14 protein-coding genes and 1 rRNA gene are annotated in these 20,000 nt (G+C 46.4%); 12 read left to right on the top strand and 3 right to left on the bottom strand.

Annotated elements, in window-relative coordinates; genetic code table 11:
- Positions 1–181: 181 nt before the first annotated feature.
- Together rrf and AC5WJX_RS13725 are read left to right on the top strand one after the other, a co-directional pair.
- Positions 182–293: ribosomal RNA gene (gene rrf / locus AC5WJX_RS13720) — 5S ribosomal RNA — on the top strand.
- Between the two features lie 129 nt (positions 294–422).
- A complete protein-coding gene (locus AC5WJX_RS13725) occupies positions 423–1,958 on the top strand; it encodes an ATP-binding protein (RefSeq protein WP_494484967.1) in 1,536 nt (511 codons plus the stop codon).
- On the opposite strand, the gene AC5WJX_RS13730 is transcribed toward AC5WJX_RS13725, so the two are convergent.
- Complete coding sequence (locus tag AC5WJX_RS13730) at positions 1,948–3,177, bottom strand: MFS transporter (RefSeq protein WP_494484968.1); 1,230 nt, start codon at positions 3,175–3,177, stop codon at positions 1,948–1,950. The genes AC5WJX_RS13725 and AC5WJX_RS13730 overlap by 11 nt on opposite strands.
- A 310-nt stretch (positions 3,178–3,487) precedes the next feature.
- Here AC5WJX_RS13730 and AC5WJX_RS13735 point away from each other — a divergent pair, with 310 nt between their 5' ends.
- From AC5WJX_RS13735 to AC5WJX_RS13755, 5 genes are all read left to right on the top strand, one after another.
- The gene (locus AC5WJX_RS13735) at positions 3,488–4,183 is read left to right on the top strand and encodes a response regulator transcription factor (RefSeq protein ID WP_494484969.1); all 696 of its coding nucleotides are present in this window, start codon (positions 3,488–3,490) and stop codon (positions 4,181–4,183) included.
- Positions 4,167–5,528 carry a sensor histidine kinase gene (locus AC5WJX_RS13740; RefSeq protein ID WP_494484970.1) on the top strand — a complete coding sequence of 454 codons (1,362 nt, stop codon included), beginning with the start codon at positions 4,167–4,169 and terminating at the stop codon, positions 5,526–5,528. The genes AC5WJX_RS13735 and AC5WJX_RS13740 overlap by 17 nt, the downstream gene beginning before the upstream one ends.
- Positions 5,529–5,763: 235 nt before the next feature.
- Entirely contained in the window at positions 5,764–6,240 is a 477-nt protein-coding gene (locus AC5WJX_RS13745; protein WP_494484971.1) for a hypothetical protein, read from the top strand.
- 24 nt (positions 6,241–6,264) lie between these two features.
- Entirely contained in the window at positions 6,265–7,194 is a 930-nt protein-coding gene (locus AC5WJX_RS13750) for a bestrophin family protein (RefSeq protein WP_440430993.1), read from the top strand.
- A gap of 267 nt (positions 7,195–7,461) precedes the next feature.
- A complete protein-coding gene (locus AC5WJX_RS13755; RefSeq protein ID WP_494484972.1) occupies positions 7,462–9,987 on the top strand; it encodes a beta-L-arabinofuranosidase domain-containing protein in 2,526 nt (841 codons plus the stop codon).
- Between the two features lie 11 nt (positions 9,988–9,998).
- Here the strand turns inward: AC5WJX_RS13755 and AC5WJX_RS13760 are convergent, their stop codons facing one another.
- Positions 9,999–10,748, bottom strand: coding sequence for a helix-turn-helix transcriptional regulator (locus AC5WJX_RS13760; RefSeq protein ID WP_494484973.1), 750 nt, complete (start codon positions 10,746–10,748; stop codon positions 9,999–10,001).
- A 99-nt stretch (positions 10,749–10,847) separates the two neighbouring features.
- Between AC5WJX_RS13760 and AC5WJX_RS13765 the strand changes: the two genes are divergently transcribed.
- The 3 genes from AC5WJX_RS13765 (at position 10,848) to AC5WJX_RS13775 (ending at position 15,965) form a co-directional block, all read left to right on the top strand.
- Positions 10,848–13,226, top strand: coding sequence for a TonB-dependent receptor (locus AC5WJX_RS13765; protein WP_494484974.1), 2,379 nt, complete (start codon positions 10,848–10,850; stop codon positions 13,224–13,226).
- Between the two features lie 111 nt (positions 13,227–13,337).
- Positions 13,338–14,579 (top strand): DUF4374 domain-containing protein, encoded by a 1,242-nt coding sequence (locus AC5WJX_RS13770; RefSeq protein WP_494484975.1) that lies wholly within the window; start codon positions 13,338–13,340, stop codon positions 14,577–14,579.
- Between the two features lie 39 nt (positions 14,580–14,618).
- Positions 14,619–15,965: a PepSY-associated TM helix domain-containing protein gene (locus AC5WJX_RS13775; RefSeq protein ID WP_494484976.1), complete on the top strand. Its 1,347-nt coding sequence runs from the start codon at positions 14,619–14,621 to the stop codon at positions 15,963–15,965.
- A gap of 44 nt (positions 15,966–16,009) precedes the next feature.
- On the opposite strand, the gene AC5WJX_RS13780 is transcribed toward AC5WJX_RS13775, so the two are convergent.
- Entirely contained in the window at positions 16,010–17,050 is a 1,041-nt protein-coding gene (locus AC5WJX_RS13780; RefSeq protein ID WP_494484977.1) for a LacI family DNA-binding transcriptional regulator, read from the bottom strand.
- A gap of 112 nt (positions 17,051–17,162) precedes the next feature.
- On the opposite strand from AC5WJX_RS13780, the gene AC5WJX_RS13785 reads away from it, so the two are divergent.
- Positions 17,163–18,638, top strand: coding sequence for a xylulokinase (locus tag AC5WJX_RS13785; RefSeq protein WP_494484978.1), 1,476 nt, complete (start codon positions 17,163–17,165; stop codon positions 18,636–18,638).
- 22 nt (positions 18,639–18,660) lie between these two features.
- On the top strand, positions 18,661–19,992 hold the full coding sequence (xylA, locus tag AC5WJX_RS13790; protein WP_494484979.1) for a xylose isomerase: 1,332 nt from the start codon (positions 18,661–18,663) through the stop codon (positions 19,990–19,992).
- The last annotated feature ends 8 nt before the right edge of the window (positions 19,993–20,000 follow it).

Consider the following 20,000-nt stretch of genomic DNA (forward strand, 5'->3'; position numbering starts at 1 on the left):
GTTGATAGGTTACAGATGTAAAGCTGGTGACAGCATAGTCGAGTAATACTAATCATCCGAAGCTTTCAAAAGCAGAATACTGTTGTTTGTTCTTCTGGAACTAACTTCTTTCAATAATATGTCATTGTTATTGAATACCAATCAATCGAGAGATAGATAGCTTAAATAACATTAAAAATATTTAGGTGCCTATATCGGTGGTGTCCACCTCTTCCCATTCCGAACAGAGAAGTTAAGCCCACCAGAGCCGATGGTACTGCGGTAACACGTGGGAGAGTAGGTCGGTGCCAAATCTTAAAGAAAGCCTGTAAGTATAACCTTGCAGGCTTTTCTTGTTTATACGGGTTTTTCCCACTTCCTGTCTGTTTCGCATGGTTTTTGTTTTGGGCATCTAAACAACAGCTTATTAAAATAGAAATCGCGTGCCACATCATTCCGTTAATTTCGCTGCTTACTTTCAAACTGCGCCGCCCACTTTGCTATTAAAGCCTGATGCGCCGAGATTCACGATTGTTGATGTGAATCCTGCGTACCTTCAGGCGGTAAATGCTAAACCTGAAGATCTCATCGGCTTTGGAACACTAGAGGCTTTCCCAGATAATTCGGATGATCCGGTTACCCAGAATGTACAAAGCTTACGCAACAGTCTTATCACGGTACTGCATACCAAGGTTCAGGATATTCTGCCGAGTCAGAAATATGATATACCCATCCGTGGCACAGACCGCTTTGAAACGCGGTACTGGAAAGCAACGAATTCGCCTATTGTAAATGATGCCGGTGAGGTTGAATACATCGCCCATGTAGTGCTTGACATTACCAAAGCCGTTGTAAGTGCACAGGAGGAACGCTTTGCCTATGAATTATCAGAAGCCAGACGTAAAGCAACGCAACAGATGGAGGAGCGCTTGCGCCTGGCAGTAGACTCTGCAAACCTTGGTACCTGGCATATTGATGCACTTACCCGGGAGTTTATTGTCTCATCCCGCTTTAAAGCACTCTTTGGCTTTGCTGAGGAAGAACCGATGACCTTCGATGAAGCGCTCGGTCAAGTAGATCCGGCCTATCAGAAAAAAATTCAAAAGGGGATCGAATTGGCATTCTCCCAGGGTCAGATCAATGATCTTGAATTTCCAGTAATAGGACGTAACGATGGGCAGCTGCGATGGCTCCGCTCCACCGGGCGGCTTTATGCTGCCGAGGGCGGTAAAGGGGCCAACTTTTCGGGTACCGTTTTGGACATTACCAAGTCCAAGCTTGATGAACAGCGTAAGAACGATTTTATTGCCATGGTGAGCCACGAGCTTAAAACGCCCCTAACTTCATTGAACGGGTATATTCAAGTGCTGCACAAGAAACTGGCGCCTCAAGGTAATTCCTTAGTATCGATACTTCTCGAAAAGGCCGGAAAACAAGTTGGGAAGATGATTGGGCTGATTACTGGTTTCCTGAACGTTTCCAGATTAGAAGCTGGTAAGATTCAGCTGGAAACCAGCTGGTGTGATATGGCGGAATTAATCAAAGAGATTGAATCCGACATCAAGATTGATAACAGCTCAGGCAACATCATCTTCAGCCCGGTGGAAACCACCTGGATGAATGTTGACCGGGATAAGCTTGAACTTGTAATTACCAATTTAATCAGCAATGCTATAAAATACTCTCCAGCTGATGCCACCATTCAGGTCACCTGCACACCTCAGGACCCTGATGCTGTAAAGGTGAGTGTTAAGGACAACGGTATCGGTATTAAACATGAGGATCAACCTCATGTGTTTGACCGTTTTTACCGGGTCGAAAATAAGCAGACAAATGCAGTTGCCGGGTTTGGCATCGGATTGTACCTATGCAAAGAGATCGTGGAAAGACACGGCGGGAAGATCTGGGTAGAAAGCAAGTTCGGGCAAGGCTCAACTTTCTCATTTTCCATCCCACTTAACGCCGTAACTAACGCTTAACGGCAGTTGCTTTCTCTTTCATTCCTTCGGGGATCACCAAGGTCTCGGGTACAAACTTCCAGAAGAACAGGAGACCAATGATCCCAAGTACTGCAAATGAACCAAACCCTGTCGGATAGCCGCCCCACTTTACGATCAATCCACCAATAACGCTGCTTATTGAAGCAGCCAGGCCAATAGCTGAATATACAAACCCCTGTAGCAGATTGAATCGTCCTGTACCCTGACTTAGATCGGCAATCATCAGGATGCTGACTACACCAAAAATCCCGGCACCAATGCCATCCAAGATCTGTATTGCCGTTAGTATGTAAGGATCATCAAGGAAGGCGAAGAGTCCCGCACGGATTGGCAGTAGCATGAAAGCTATGAGCATAATTTTCTTTCTTCCTTTTTCTGCCCGCCGGCCGCTAATGGCAGCAACGAAGGCCATTACGCCCTGCGCAATCACTATTGCTGCTGAAAGATACAATGAAGAGTTCTTTCCGTCTGCCAGCCCCATCTTTTGGCCAGCTAAGGGCAGCATGGCAGCATTGGCTAAGTGAAACAAGCCCATGGAAATGGTAAAGAATAGAATATTATGGTTGCGGAACAAATCCATTACGCCCACAGCCTTCCCGGCATTATTTTCCGCTGCAGCCCTGGCCAGCTCATGATCGATATCCTTTTCTTTAATCAGCAATACCGCTATCACAAGGGCAGCGCATTGGAACATCGAGAAGTAGAAGATCGCTTCGTATGAAATGAACCTGCCCAGCAGGCCTGCAATGATTGCTGCACCCATATTGCCCATATGGTTGAAACTCTCATTCCGGCCGATGCGTTGTGATAGTAATGCATGTCCAACCATACCCAAGGTAATAGCGGCCACACAAGGTGCATACACACTTTGGACAAAGCCAACATTTGCCTGTGAAATCAAAGTCACGTAGAAGTCTCCGCTGATGATTAGTGCATAACAGCAAATAGCAATAATAATGGACGCGCCAATAAGTAGAAAGCGTTTATAGGTACTACGGTCGATCAATGCACCTGCAGGTGGCTGGATCAGAATACCGACTAATCCCGGGATAGCTATGACATAGCCAATCTGGTCAGGTTCCCAGTTCCGGACGGTTAGCAGGAACACGGAAAGATATACGCCAACACCGTCTTTGACATCTGCCATAAACAGGTTGGCCCAATCCAATGCTTTTAAACTTCCCCGGGACGCTTTCATATAATGGAAAGCATCGTGCAGCCGAAAAAACATGCCATCCTCCAGGGAAAGAAGGGGCTAAGGGAAGGACCTAGCCAGAATATCAAAGAATTCCGTTGATCTACCTGAATAAAGAGGTAGTTTTCTTGTATACCAGGTATAATTTCAAACAAACGATCTGATGGCTAAACTAACACTAGATGTTTTTGTTAGTCCGATATAGACAGCAGGAGCACAACATGTACGATGTATGGTCACGGGTGTGTCAAACATACACTTACCCTGCAGTGCTTTAACAAGAACGTTTTACATTTCAGAAAACAGGAGGCAATTGAAGATATTACTGATTGAAGATGAACCGGGGTTAGTTTCTGTTATCATCAGGGGGTTAAATGAGGCAGGTATGGAAGTCAGCGTTGCGGCTGATGGGCAGACAGGCTTGGAAATGGCGATGAAACACCAGTTCGACCTGATCATTTTAGATATTATGCTTCCCGGCATGAATGGCATACAAGTATGCCGGGAACTCCGGAAAGCCGATAACAATGTCGCGGTATTGATGCTTACAGCCTTAAGCAGTACGGAAAACATCATTACAGGCCTTGACAGCGGCGCAGATGACTACCTGGTAAAACCCTTCAAATTTGCGGAGTTAGAGGCCAGGATCCGCTCGTTGGTGCGTAGAAGCAAGAATGTAGCACCTGCACGCAATACGCTTCGCATTGAAGGTCTCGAAGTCGACCTGCTGTCAAAAACAGTTGTCCGTGATGGTAAGTCGATTGTATTAACGGCTACGGAATACCGTTTACTGGAATATTTTCTACGCAATCAAAATGTGGTGCTGTCCAGGATCCAGATCCTGGAGCATGTTTGGGATATTGATTTCAACATGGGCACCAATGTGGTGGATGTATATATCAATTACCTCCGGAAAAAACTCGATCATGGATATCAGACCAAGCTAATCCATACGGTATTTGGAATGGGTTACATGTTTAAAGCAGATGCGAATGAAGTTTCAGACTAAAATCACCTTATTATTTTTTGCCATTTCCGCGGGTGGATTGATCTTACTGAATGCGGCCATTTTTTACTTTGTATCTCAGTTTAGCTTTAAAGATTTCTTCGATAGGCTGGAAGCACGTGTGAATTTAACGGCGCAGACAAATCTGTTCGCTGATCCCAATACAGATGCCTATAAAGAAGTTCGCGCCAGATACCTGGAGAAGTTGGAAGATGAACAGAACTATGTCGTTAAAATTGACAGTAATGCAAGCAGCTTTCCACATCCTTTGAACCTTCCACAAAGTTTCTATAAGTCGATCCTTGATAACGGGAGTGCCAAGTATAATGAAGCCAATCACTTTTACTTCGGTAAAATCTTCCAGACCAAGGGCGAGCGCTTTATGGTCATTGTTGCTGCATCAGATCCCTATGGTTTCAAAGAGCTGCAGCAGCTTAAAAAGGTTCTTATTGTCTGCTTTTTCATTTCCATTGTACTGTCTTACATTGCCGGCTTGGTACTGTCACAATACATCATCAAGCCTATTCAGGATATTACCTTCAGTGTGAAACAGATCAAGGCGAATAACCTGCATTCCCGATTGCCAGAGGTAAAAGGTAATGATGTGGTCTCTATTTTGATCTCGACCTTCAACACCATGCTGACCCGGCTGGAGACCGCCTTTGAAACACAGAACAACTTCATCAGCAATGCCTCTCATGAATTAAGAACACCGTTAACCATCATGACCAGTGAGGCCGAACTGCTGCTTTCCGGGAAGAAACTTGATCCTGTTGCTGAGGCTTCTGTGAAAACCATTCTGGGGGAAGCCGAAAAGTTACATCATATCCTGACCAGTTTGCTTGGTCTGGCACAATCCGGCTTTGATGGGAAGAAACAAAACTGGCAGCAGATCCGGGTAGACGAGCTGGTCTTGAATGTTGCTGATGCCGTTAAAAAGATTGACGCCGAATGTACCATTGACATTGATTTCTCTACCCTGCCCGAGGAAGAATCACAGCTATATACCGCTGGCAACAATAACCTGCTCTTGCTGGCGCTCAGTAACATCGTTATGAACGGTTGTAAATATTCTAAAAAACAACCGGTAAAGGTGCAGGCAAAAACCGAAAACGGCTTTATCGTAATTGTAGTCACTGATAACGGGATCGGAATTCCGGAGAAAGATCAGCAACATGTATTCGAACCTTTCTTCCGCGCATCTAATACCAGCGAGTTTGAAGGTTTCGGAATAGGCCTGCCTTTAACACTCAATATCATCAGGTTGCATAAAGGTTCTATCGGCATCAGTTCGCAGGAAGATAAGGGAACAGAGATACAGGTTTACCTGCCAATTTCTGCGGCATAGCCCAGCAATAATAGCATTTTTAGCTGGCCGTTCTAATAACTTTCTAATGCGGCAGGCCTGCTAATAATTTCCTTATCTGTAAATGGCTGATTTTTAAGGGGAAGTCCAGCTTTTGGGAATTTAGAACAAAGGTATATTCTAATGAAGGTCTAATAAGGTGTTTAATTCATTTTAATGTTTGCGGGATAGTATTGCATTGTAAATAAAACAGAGCAATCACCTTAACCCTACGGACATGAAAAACATCTTAATCCCAACCGATTTCAACGTTAGCACCTTAGCATGTATTGAAAATCTGTGTGAGCAGCACGAAAATACTCGTTTTCATTTAATTTTTATCCATCTTTTTAAAATCTCAGATTCTATCACGGAACTGCTGATGCTTTCCAGGCGTAACCGGGAGTACGATTACGTAAGTGATGACTTCTATCAGGCCTGCGAAAGGATTAAATCGGCATATCCACAAGTTGAAAGTATCAAAGTGGACTTCTTCTACGGAAGTACGTTGAGCATGTTCCGAAACTACCTGGAAGCACATGATGTGGACGCTGTTCTTGACCTGAAACACTGTTCCTTGAAGCCTTTGAATAAAATGAGCGTAAATCCGGAAGGATTGATTCAAAAGTGCGGACTTAAAGTGCTTCATCTTCAGGCAGAACGGAAAGCTCCAATTCGCGTGCCGGCGCAAGAACAGTTACAAGAAGCGGTTTAAACCTGTCAACCTAAACTTACGACCATGCTATTAAAGAAAAACATACCATTCACCTACATCCTGGGGAAGATTAAAAAGGAACTGATCTTTGTATCCATCTATTCGATCATCGTGGCCCTGATGTATAATAATTTTCATTTTACGCGGATATCCATTCCGATTGCGATACCGACAATACTGGGTACTGTCATCTCCTTATTGCTGGCCTTTAAATCCAATCAGGCATATGATCGCTGGTGGGAAGCAAGAACACTCTGGGGTGCGATATTAAATGACTCCAGAACGCTTACGCGACAGTTACTGACCTTCATCGACGTGGATTATGGCACTGAAGAGAAACGAGCCTTTTGTGAACGTATCGCACACCGGCAGATTGCCTGGAACTACAGCCTGAGCCGGCACCTGCGGAATCAGGATCCAACGTATCAGCTTGAAAAGTGGATCTCTGATGAGGACCTGCGCTATGTGAAGAATTATACCAATGTACCGGTAGGCTTGTTGGAAATGCAGGGTAACGATCTGCGTTTGGCTTATAAGCTGGGCTGGATCAATGAATTTCAACAGGTGGAGATCGATAGAACCTTCAGCAGGTTAACAGACGAGCTGGGTGGTTGCGAAAGGATTAAGAATACCGTATTCCCGGCAACGTACAGCATCTACATCCACATGTCACTAATCTTGTTCATCATGCTCTTACCGTTTGGATTGATCGAGTTTTTTGGTGTGGTGGAGATCCCATTGGTTATAGCCATATCAAGTTCGTTCTTCCTTATTGAAAAAATGGCCATTCACTTGCAGGATCCCTTTGAAAACATGCCTACAGATACACCGACGACCACCATCTCGATGACTGCAGAGCGTGACATCAAACAGATGTTAAAGGAGAGTTACAAAGCGGAGGAAAAACCACAAGGTACCGTTCAGGGACCTTCAAAGGTGTTTTTCATTCTGTAAGGTCATCTATAAACCAATCTACCAGCAACGGGCTACCTCAAGTAGCCCGTTTTTTGTGCTAAAGATTTGTGGCGATTGTATTACTTTAGAGGTTTAGGTATGAATAGAATGCCTTGGTTCCACCTTTGCACAAACTGTAAATACGTTAATATCACTTTCGAGTCAGGAAGGCAGCTAATGTTAGCGCTGGATACCGCAGACAAGGAGGAAAATTATTGCCCAAGCAAAAGTAGTAAAATGCTATCTTGGTGTGAATAATCTTTTGGTATGGCAATTCCATTGAAAGTTATCGGCCTTGCAGTGCTCGCTTGCCTGGCAATTCCAGGGAGCAGTGTTGCGCAATCGGGCGGTGCTTACGATTTCAACCGTAAGCCTTTAAAACAAGATACCTATGTGCAGCTGCCATTGGGCAGCATCAAAGCAAAAGGCTGGCTGCTTAAGCAGCTGGAGCAGCAACGGGATGGCGCCACGGGCCATGCAGAGGCGCTATATCCCGAAGATGGCAATCTGGGGAAAGGCTCGGACTGGCTTGGCGGCAGCGAACCTGGCTGGGAGCGGGTACCGTATTACCTGAAAGGATTGGTTGCCCTGGCATACATCCTGGATGATTCCGGACTAAAAGCAAAGGCACAGAAATACATCGACTGGACATTGAACAGCCAGCAGGCTGATGGTTTGTTTGGTCCTGCGAAAATGAAGGACTGGTGGCCACGCATGCCCATGATGTATGCGCTGCAGAGCTATTTTGAAGCAACAGGTGATAAGCGTGTTGTTCCTTTCTTGCAGAAATACCTGAAGTATGAACTTGCTCATCTCGATGGCGACCCACTGAAAGACTGGGGTAAATCACGTGCAGGGGATAACATGGAGATTGCCCTTTGGGTGTACAATAAAACTGGTGATGCCGATTTGCTTAAACTGGTGGAAAAGCTGAAACAACAGGCTTATCCATGGATTGATATCTACACGAAGAATCAGTTCTACTACTATGGAGATGATTTTCAACCAAAGCATATGGTCAATGTTGCGCAGGCGCTGAAATTTCCGGTGATATATGGACAATTGGACGATAAACCGGCAAACCTGCAGGCAATGGATGCGGGTATCAGGCATATCATGCGCGACCACGGTCAGCCGCAAGGACTTGGTTCAGGTACAGAGTTCCTTGCAGGCAGGAGCTCCATTCAGGGGGTGGAAACCTGTTCTGTGGTGGAATGGATGCAAAGCCTGGAGACTGCCGGCCGGGTAATTCACGAAGCGCATATTGGGGATCAGCTGGAGCAAGTGGCTTTCAATGCACTGCCAGCACAATTCAGCAGGGACTTTAAAAATCATTCCTACTATACCTTGCCCAATCAGGTGTTGAGCATACATGGTGGGCATGGTTTTAACCAGGATTATGATACGGGTATTATTTCTAGCCCATACTCCGGATTCCCCTGTTGCCGCTACAACATGCACATGGGCTGGCCCTATTTTGTGAAGAACAGTGTGATGGCTACACCGGAGCAAGGATTGGCGATGTTAAGTTATGGGCCAATGGAAGTGAATGCAGTGGTAGCTGGTGACCAGAACTTGAAGTTGGCGATTGAAACTGCTTATCCCTTCGAAGAAAAGATCAGATTGAAGTTCTCCCTGAACAAGCCTGTGTCCTTCCCCCTTGTGCTGAGAATACCAAGCTGGAGTGTAAATCCTGAAGTGAAATATAACGGGCAATTGCTGAGCGGTATTCAGGCGGGTAAAATGTTTACGGTTGCGCAAACCTGGAAAGCAGATGATGTGCTGGAGCTTAATTTCCCAATGGAAGTCAGGACAAAGCATCAGGTAAACAATGCGGTTAGCGTAGAACGTGGACCCTTGGTTTTTGCCCTTGACATGAAGGCTAAAAACCAGATCACTAAAACACATGCTGTGCAAGGCTTTAGTGACTATGAGATCCTGCCTGAAACATCCTGGAACTATGCGCTGGTTTTAGGTTTGGACCAGTCGGTTAGCGATACCGAAGTATTGCGATCTGCTATGGCTGATAACCCTTTTATTGCTACAGATGCGCCCGTAAAGTTGAAAATGCGCGCCCGTAAGATTCCGGGTTGGGGTATTTCCTATAATAAAGTGGCTGCATTTGATGTTCCGGTGAGCCCCGTTGTTTCGGACGCGCCAATGGAAGAGATCACCCTGGTGCCATTTGGTTCGGAGAACATCCGCTTAAGCCTGTTTCCGGTTGTTGGCACACCCGGGAAACGCAATAAGACGATAGCGGAGAATTTCAAAAAAGGTATGCCAGAGGATTGGGTATTTTATGGCGGTGGCTGGTTCTGGAAAGATGGTGCCATTCACTCGGCTTCAAATGCCGGCTCGGGAAGCTATGGCATAGATGGGTCCAAGATTGTAGCCAATGCGACTGAATTCTCGGACTTCGAGTATGAAGCATCCCTGGAACTTACCAGTCCGGGCGATGCAGGGATTATTTTCCGTGTGACTAAACCCGCGATCGGTGCAGACGCGTACCAAGGCTACTACGTTGGACTTAATCCTGAAACCGGTCTGGTGACCTTGGGTAAGGCTAATGGTTATACCTGGCAGGTCATCAGCAGTAAAGAAGCGAACTTGAAGCAACACCAGCAATACAGGTTGAAGGTGCGGGCGCAAGGAAACAGCTTCAAAGTATTCCTTGATGGTGCCTCCATGCCAATAATATCTGTTAAGGACGAGGAGTTCAAATCCGGGAGCATTGGTCTCCGGGCTTATAAAGCTCAGGCTGCCTTTGACCAGCTGAAGGTTAAAGCCATTTAGCGCAGTTGCGACTATGATCTTTTTAACTGGGAAGGGGAGAAGTTGTAGCGCTTTTTAAAGGCTGCAGAAAAGTGATTGGTGTGTCTGTAGCCCAGCATCCCGGCAATTTCCTTGAGGCTCAGTCCTTGTTCGTCCTCCAGGAGCATCTTGGCTTTTAGCATTTTCATGTCTGTGGTATAACTGAAGATCGTTTTACCAAACAGGTCTTTAAAGCCTTCCTGCAGCTTTGTGCGGTTCATACCGGAGATCTCCGCGAGCTGCTCAATCGAGTAGCAGTTCTGCAAGTTCAGGGAGATCAGCTCTTTGATCTCTGTTAACATGGCGATCTCCCGGACCGTCCAGCGCCCGGATGGTTTTTCCATGTACCCGGTAGAAAGCATCATTACCAACAATTCGGAAACCTTCGCTTTAAGGTAGGCCTCCCGGTACCGCGGTTGGCAGTCGCAATGCAAAATCTCTAAGATAATGCTTCTCACGTCATTCGTTACACGCTTTGCAGCCATCGAGCCGGAGCTGTCGATACCCTCAATGATTGGAAATTCTCCAGTCAACTTCATGTAAGTGTCTTCTGATAAGGTTAGGTCGAGCAGTATGTCCGGTTCCGCGGCAAGCGTCACGTTTGCAGGCGCTGCTGCATTGTACCAGTATCGCAAATACAATAAGTCTGTACTGAAATAGACATTAACTAACGGATATTCAGCCGGTTCAAAGTATGTTTCTAAAATAATTTCTGCTGCTTTCCTGATTTTGACCTTAAACATTGTGCTGTTAAATGCGTACGAATTCCTGCAAATCTCGTAGATGGTAACCTGTATTTTTGGCCAAGTTAAGAATTAGTCTAAATAAGCATACCATAAACAATGCATTCCATAACAAAAAGATTCGGGTCCATTATATTCTTTATATGTGTTATTCTGAGCAGCCTTCAGCTGTCTGCGCAACAACTGCATGGGCTGAGCGGCCGGATAGTTACTGCCGATGGCAGGCCTGTCTATGGCGCCGGGGTAGAGATCAAACAGGTTCAAAAATCTACCTTGACCGACCAGGAGGGTAAATTTGTGTTCATTTCTTTACCCGCAGGCACTTACACCGTCCGGATATCTCATATCGGCTTTGCCCTGCTTGAAAAGCGAGTGTCAGTTCCTTTAAATGGAGATCAGGCTTTGCAGTTTACCTTGCAGGATGCGGAGCAGGATTTGTCGGAAGTGTCTGTCATTGGGCGGACGGTAGCGCAGGAAACCAACAGGCAGGCTTTCAATGTATCAGCGATCGACGCTAAAAAGCTTTATAATACGACACTTGATATCTCTGGAGCGCTGGACCGGGTGGCAGGGGTACGTGTTCGTGAATCCGGAGGCGTAGGTTCAAACTTTAACCTTTCATTAAACGGCTTCTCCGGTAATCATGTGAAATATTTCATCGATGGTATTCCGATGGACAACTTCGGTTCTTCTTTCCAGATCAATAATATCCCGATCAATATCGCAGACCGGATAGAAGTTTATAAAGGCGTAGTACCCATGTGGCTAGGCTCTGACGCCCTGGGTGGGGCGATAAACATTGTTACTGGCGACAAATACCGGAATTACTTTGACGCCTCCTATGCTTTCGGATCATTTAACACCCATCGCAGTGTAATTAATGCCGCGGCTACTGCCGAAAATGGATTCACCGTACAGGTAAATGCCTTTCAGAATTACTCGGACAACGATTATAAGGTAAATGTGGAAGCTGCTGATATTAACACTGGAGCTTACGCAGCAAGAGCGGCCCTAAGGCGCTTCCATGATAACTACCATAATGAAACCTTAATCGCCAATGTGGGTGTGGTGGATAAAAGCTATGCTGACAAACTGTTAATCGGGGTAACGCTGGGTAAAAACTACAAAGAGATTCAAACCGGCGCACGTATGGTTTCGGTGTTTGGTGGCTGGCATCGCCGGGGGAATATCATTATGCCGAGCCTGAAATATCGGAAAACCAACCTGATCAAAGGACTGGATTTAACGGTTAATGCCAACTACAATCTCGGGGAGGAACAGAATATTGATACCATGAACGTACGTTACGATTGGTACGGCAACAGCATACCGCAGGGTTCCAATGGGGAGCGGTCCAGGAGCTTGTACAAATATAAGAACAACAACGGCCTGGCTACAGCAACGCTAAATTACAAAATTGATGATCATCAGTCATTGGCATTAAGTGAGGTCTTCAGCACTTTCAACCGCAAAGGCAGTGATGAGCTGAATCCTGCGAATTCAGCATACGAGCAACCCAAGAAAACCAATAAGAACGTGCTCGGTTTCGGCTACAGCTTCGATATGCAACATAAATGGAGTGCCACGGTATTTGGTAAATACCTATATCAGGGAAGTGTTGATGGCAGCGGTTCTGGAGGTACTGCAAACCGCGCCGGCCAGAACAGGCTGGGTTATGGTGCCGCAGCCACCTACTTCATCAATAAAAACCTGCAATTAAAAACATCTTATGAGTTAACTAACCGCATGCCTGAAGCCCAGGAGATCTTCGGTGACGTCGAAAATCAGGAGGGGAATGCCAACCTGAAACCTGAACAAAGTAACAATGTGAACCTTGGTGTTACCTACGGATTTGCATTGGATAAAGACAACACCATCCTGCTAACCGCAAATGGGATTTACAGGCATGCGGATAATTTTATATACAACCGGCTGAACAATAATCAATCGAAGCTCGTGGCCGATAACCGTGATGGTGTACGCACCTGGGGTGGTGATGCGGAAATCCGTTATGCCTACAAAAATTGGTTCACAGCGGGTACAACGGTGACCTATCAGTTTCTGCGCAACCTGCAGCAGTATGAACCAGGCTCTACCGGCGTAAGCCCGCTGTACCGTGATCAGATGCCGAACATCCCTTACCTCTTTGGCAATGCCGATGTTTCTGCTTCAATAAAAGATTTCGGCCGTAAAGGCAACAACCTCAGTATTGGATACAACCTCCTGTATGTACATGCATTCTGGTTGTACTGGCCGAGCCTCGGGGGGCGGGCGGAAAGCGACGAAAAGAAGGTTGTGCCGCAGCAGCTATCGCACGATGTGAATGTCGTATACAGCATGGGCAGGGGCAGGTACAACATCGGGCTGGAAGGCAAAAACCTGGGTAATGCGGACTTGTACGACAACTTCAGCCTGCAGAAGCCAGGACGGTCATTCTACCTGAACATCAGGTATTTCATCAATGCCAGTCGCCATTAAGCCAAGTTCAGGTCAGCATTTGAGCATGTAGCAAATGCAGCCAACGTATCTAGACAAGTACAAATCAACAATTAACACATAACCTAACGCCTCCTTCAAATCCTATTAATCATGAAAACCAAATTTACAAAAGCATTTATTGCCATCGCATTTGCAGCTGTCCTAAGCGCCTGCACTAAAAGTGAATCTACAGACACCCCGGTTGATCCGGTAAATCCGGAAAGCAAAGGGAACTTCATTCTTGCAGTAACGCCAGCCGCTTCCACCGGTGTGGCAGATTACCTGCTTACGACGACAGACCTGGACGGCGGCGTGAAATCCATCATCGGAAATGGTGTGGAGCAGGATGGTACCTACCGCTATTATGTAGCGCACAACAACAAATTCTTCAGCATGCTTTATGGGCAGAATAATCCTGGTGCAGTTACTACTTACGATGTTAAAGCAGGAAAATTGAACAAATTATCCAACTTCCAGACTGAAACGGTTCAGGCATTTGCCCCGGTAAATGACGACCTGCTGCTGGTAAAGATTCCGAGGAACATCGCAACGCCGCTGGCCAACTGGTACCGCGTAAATACAAACACCTTGTTGATCAGCGGTCAGGGCACCATAGATGTTCATGCCCCTTCTAACAACGGTGAAACCGCATTTTTCAGCTGGATAAAACAAGTGGGAAACAAAGTTTATGCACCATACTTCTCCATCAAAGCTTGCTGTAACGATGCATTTGGAACTGACTACCCGGATCAGGCATGGATTGCAGTGTATTCTTACCCGGAAATGAAGCTGGAGAAGGTGATCCAGGATGACCGTACCAGCTTTATTGGCCGCTACTTTACCAACGGACTTGACCTGGTCGAAAATGGTGATGTTTACGCCTTTTCTTCCAGTGTAGCCACCAAGGGCGGTGTACTTACCTCTACAAAACCATCTGCAATTACAAGGATCAAAGCAGGTACAACCGAATTCGATAAGGATTACTTCATGGATGTTGAAGCGGCATCAAATGGTTATGTCATCACGAACTGGCTATATATCGGTAACAACAACTTTGTGGTAAACGCCACTCTAAAGGCACAAAAAGGTGCTTTCGTGGACGGTACAAAGATCGGCGTCGTAAATGTAGTAGATAAGACTTTCAAGCTCGTAAGTGGGTTTCCAGAAGTTTCAGAAATCAAATCCGTAACAGTAAACAACTATACGCCGAAAGACGGCAAGACGGCCTACGTCGGTGTAAACCTGAAAGACGGATCAAGCTATGTATACAAGGTGGATGCATCCAGCGCAGCTGCTAGTCGCGGGCTTAAAGTTGAAGGTGGAGTGATCACTGCAATTCAACATTTACAATAACCTAAATACGCAAGTACAATAACTTTTATACACAAGACAATGATGACAGGCGCAAAACAAACCCCCGCGAAGAAGCCGGCTAAAGATTCAACCTTTACCCGCATTAACAAATGGCTGCATTTATGGCTTGGGCTTGCCTCTGGCCTCATTGTCTTAATTGTATGTCTAACAGGTTGCATCTGGGTTTTCAATGAAGAGATTACCGGTATGATGGAACCCGAGACAAAAGTCCAAAAACAAGATAAACCGGTTTTAAAACCCTCTCAACTCCAGCAGATCGCCGCTTCGCTTTATCCTGAAAAGGTTATAGGCTATGCGCAATACCAGCAGGGCAGGACGATAAACATGGTGCTCCGGAATCCAGAGGAAACCGGACGCCGTGGCGGAGGTATCACGCTTAAGGTCAATCCTTATACCGGTGAACTGCTGAAAAAAGAAGTGCGTAAAAAAGGTGAAACCGACTTCTTCCGCTTTATTCTCAATGGCCACCGTTTTCTGTGGCTTCCTTTTGAATTCGGCAGACCAGTTGTAAACTACGGAACGCTGGTGTTTGTGGTGTTGCTGATCACGGGTATGATCTGGTGGTATCCCAAAAAATGGAATAAATCTACGGTTGATAAAAGCTTCAAGATCAAGTGGGGTGCATCGTTTAAACGGGTAAACCTTGACTTGCATAATGTGCTGGGCTTTTATTCACTGTTGGCGCTAATGGCCATCGCCTTGTCGGGCATGGTTTACGGCATCCAGTGGTACAGTGAGGGCTTGTACTGGGTAACTTCTGGTGGGGAGAAATTGCCGGAGTACAACAGGCGTTTACAATCAGATTCCCTGGCAGCAAACAAGCTATATACCGCGGAGCAGGCGATGGATCTTGCCTGGGAGCGGGTGATCAGGAACCATCCGAAGTCAGAAGGATTCTATTATGTATTTCCTGATCTGTTGAAAGCTAGCTCTGCCATCGACATCACCGTTTATACAACAGCAGGTCAGTTCTACAACAGCCAAGGCTATACTTTTGACCGACACACCCTTAAGCCCCTAAAGCGGGATGATGTTTATTCAAAAAGCTATGAGGCTTCCGGAGTGGGTGGTAAGCTCAGGAAAATGAACTATGATATTCATGTGGGGAGTATTCTGGGATTTCCAGGAAAGGTGCTGGCATTTCTTGCCTCCTTGATAGGTGCAAGTTTACCAGTCACCGGCTTCCTCATCTGGTACGGTCGGAAGTTCAAAAAGAAAAAGAAAAAAGCAACGGCGCTGGTCGATGCTGATCAGCAAACTGAACCGCGTTTAAGAAAGCCAGTGATCAGGCGGAGCCTAAAGGAGGAACCTGTCCTTGCAATCGATAGTTCCCCCTCACCCTTAAATGGTGAGCCTCAAAGATGATGCAATCTATTGCATTAATAGCTTACCTCAGCAATCTAAGAGCATCAAAGACTCAACCACCTGTTGGTTGAGTTCCTCACAATCAGTTTTGGCTTAATGCTCATAACTTTTGGTTCTACATCTAAATCTGCAACCTCCATCTCCTGAAAGTATAAGTTAGCAATGGTCTTACCCATACTAAAGCTATACTGATCTATGGTGGTGATGGATGGACTGGTGATCTCGGTGAAGGGTTCATTGGAATATCCACAAATACCAAGCTCGTCGGGAACACTGATCCCAAGCTGCGTGGCAACCTCCAGTACGCCCAGTGCGGAGAAGTCGGAGGTGGAGGCAAAGATGGCGTCTGGCGGATTTTTCATGCGCAGCAGCTTGCGTGTTGCTTCCGCACTGAGCTCCTTCGTCCAGGCATTCTCACACATCAATTCCTCCACCACAGTCAGCCCATGTTTACGTAAAGCATTCAGGTAGCCCTCTTTACGCTGACGGAAGATATCCAGGTTTTGAGGACCCTCCAACAAGGCGATCCGTTGATAGCCTTGTTCAATTAAATGATTTACCGCTTCACTAGAAGCCCTTTCATTGTCATTAATCACCTTAAAGGTTTCCAGCTCATCAACCACGCGGTCGAACTGAATCAGCCGGATCCGGTGGTCAATCACCTGCCGGAGGTGCTCATGACCGCCCTTTTCCGCAGCAATGGAGATGACAATGCAGTTCACATGCTGATTGATCAGCGTATTTACACAATCCACTTCCCGGGCATGGAGTTCATTCGACTGGCAGATGATCAGATTATAACCTTTATCGTAGGTGATATCTTCCATGCCGGCGATAATGTTTGAAAAGTAGCCCTGGTTAATCCTCGGTACAACTACGCCGATGGTACGATTACTCCCTTTACGTAAATTCGAAGCCATCACATTCTGCTGATAGTTCATCTCAGCCGCAGTCTTTAAGATCAGTGCTTTAGTTGCAGGATTTACCTTGCTGCTGTTGCTTAGTGCCCTGGAGACTGAAGAAGCGGCGATATTCAGCTTTTTCGCAATATCATAAATGGTCGTTCTTTTCTGGGGAGTCTTCATAATTGCAAAAATGCAGATAATTATCTTTGCAATCGATTGCCTACTTGAATTATTATACTAAATTCGTTTTTCTATAGCCAAGATAAACTTAACGGGTAACTCCTATACTATTATGTTATTACTAGGAATTGATATAGGCACTTCGTCCATAAAAGTGTCGGTAGTGGATGCAAACACACAGCAAGTCATTATCTCCAGACAATACCCTGAACAAGAAAGCGACATCATCGCTAAACAGCCCGGCTGGGCAGAACAGTCGCCGGAGATGTGGTGGGCGCATGTACAGCAAGCTTTTAACCTTTGTAAACAGCAAGGCACTTTTAATCCGCATGATATCAGTTCCATCGGCATCGCTTACCAGATGCATGGTTTGGTGCTGGTCGACAAAGATCAGCAGGTGCTGCGCGACAGCATCATTTGGTGCGACAGTCGTGCAGTGGAGATCGGCAACCAGGCTTTTGATGCGCTTGGGCATGACTTCAGCCTTTCCCATTTACTGAATTCTCCGGGCAACTTCACTGCTTCGAAGCTCTCCTGGGTAAAGCAGCATGAGCCGGAAGTCTATGCACGCATCCATAAGATGATGCTGCCCGGCGATTTCATAGCCATGAAGCTTACGCAGGAGATCACCACCAGCATGTCGGCGCTTTCTGAAGCCATTCTATGGGATTTCCAGACCAACAGTGTATCTGCTGAATTGATGGCGCTTTATGGTATCGATGCCTCACTGATCCCTGAAATCAGGCCGGTATTCTCCGAGCATGGTCGTGTCACCGCAGCGGTGGCCGAACTCTTGGGCCTCAAAGCAGGTACCGTAGTATCTTATAAATCCGGAGATCAGCCAAACAATGCGCTTTCGTTAAATGTGCTGCAGCCAGGCGAGGTTGCAGCCACAGCTGGCACTTCGGGAGTGATCTATGGCGTTAGTGACCAGCTCACTTACGACCCGCAATCCCGGGTAAATACCTTCGCCCACGTTAACCATACGGCCGAAGCACAACGCCTTGGGGTCCTGCTGTGCATCAACGGTACGGGCAGTCTAAACCGCTGGACGAAGAATCTTTTTGGCTCCGCCGTAAACTACACGCAGATGAACGAACAGGCGGCCCAAACACCCATCGGCGCTGCCGGAGTCCGTATTCTTCCTTTCGGAAATGGCGCCGAACGCATGCTGAACAACAAGATCGTTGGGGTGCATTTCCACGATATCGACCTCAATTTGCATCACCAAGGCCATATATTCCGGGCGGTACAGGAGGGTATAGCCTTTTCTTTCCGCTATGGACTGGATATCATGCGTAGCAATGGCCTTTACCCAAGTGTGATCCGCGCCGGCAAAGCCAACTTATTCTTAAGCGATTTATTCCTGGAAGCTTTTGTAAATGCAACAGGGGTGCCGGTAGAGTTATACGAGAATGATGGTAGCGTAGGTGCTGCATTAGGATCTGGAATAGGCTCGGGCATGTTCAGCACCGCTGCAGAGGCCTTCCACAACATTAAACCACTACAGCTGGTCGAACCATCAGCCGTTGAACAATACGAGCCGGTTTATCAAAGCTGGCTGAACTTTCTAAACAAGCAAAATTAAACTAAGAACAATAAGACAAATTATGGGAAATGTAATCACAGGAGAAAAGGAATTCTTCAAAGGCATCAGCCAGGTGAAATATGAAGGCTTAGCATCAGATAACCCACTGGCATTCCGCTGGTATGATGAAAACCGTGTTGTTGCAGGTAAAACGATGAAGGACCATCTTCGTTTTGCAGGTGCCTACTGGCATTCTTTCGTTGCAACAGGCAACGATCCTTTCGGCGAGGGTACCATCAATCATCCATGGGATGAGAAAGCAGATCCAATTGAACGTGCAAAAGATAAAATGGATGCGGCTTTTGAATTTTTAACCAAAATGAACCTGCCTTTCTATTGCTTCCACGATGTGGATGTGGTGGATTTTGGTAATGATGTGGTGGAAAACGAAAGACGCCTGCAGACCATGGTAGAATACGCCAAACAAAAGCAGGCGGAAAGTGGTGTTAAACTACTATGGGGCACAGCAAACCTGTTCTCACACCGCAGATACATGAATGGCGCATCGACCAATCCAAACTTCCATGTACTTGCACACGGCGCGGCACAGGTAAAGTCTGCGCTGGATGCAACCATCGCCCTGGGCGGTGAGAATTATGTGTTCTGGGGTGGCCGTGAAGGTTACATGAGCCTGTTAAACACCAACATGAAACGCGAACAGGAGCACCTGGCCAAATTCCTGCATGCCTCTAAAGATTATGCACGTAAACAAGGCTTCAAAGGAACGTTCTTTATTGAGCCGAAACCATGTGAGCCTACAAAACACCAGTACGACTATGACGCGGCAACCGTAATCGGCTTCCTGCGTCAGTATGACCTGCTGGAAGATTTTAAATTGAACCTCGAAGTAAACCATGCAACCTTAGCCGGACATACGTTCCAGCATGAACTGCAGGTCGCTGCAGATGCCGGATTATTGGGCTCTATGGATGCGAACAGAGGTGACGTGCAGAACGGCTGGGATACCGATCAGTTTCCTAACAACATCAATGAAGTTACCGAAGCGATGTTGATCGTACTGGAAAACAAGGGACTGCAAGGGGGCGGGATCAATTTCGATGCGAAGATTCGCAGAAATTCTACAGACCCTGCAGACCTGTTCTACGCGCACATTGGCGGAATGGATACCTTCGCCCGTGCACTGGTTACCGCAGATGCGATTCTACAAAAATCAGACTATAAGAAAATCCGTACAGAAAGATATGCATCTTACGACACCGGAGCCGGCAAAGACTTCGAAAATGGTAAACTGAGCCTTGAAGATCTTAGGAACTATGCCGTAGAACACGGCGAGCCTGAGACAATCAGCGGACAGCAGGAACTGCTTGAGAATATTGTCAACCGGTATATTTAACCAGATAT

The organism is Pedobacter sp. NEAU-ZC8 (genome assembly GCF_059278965.1).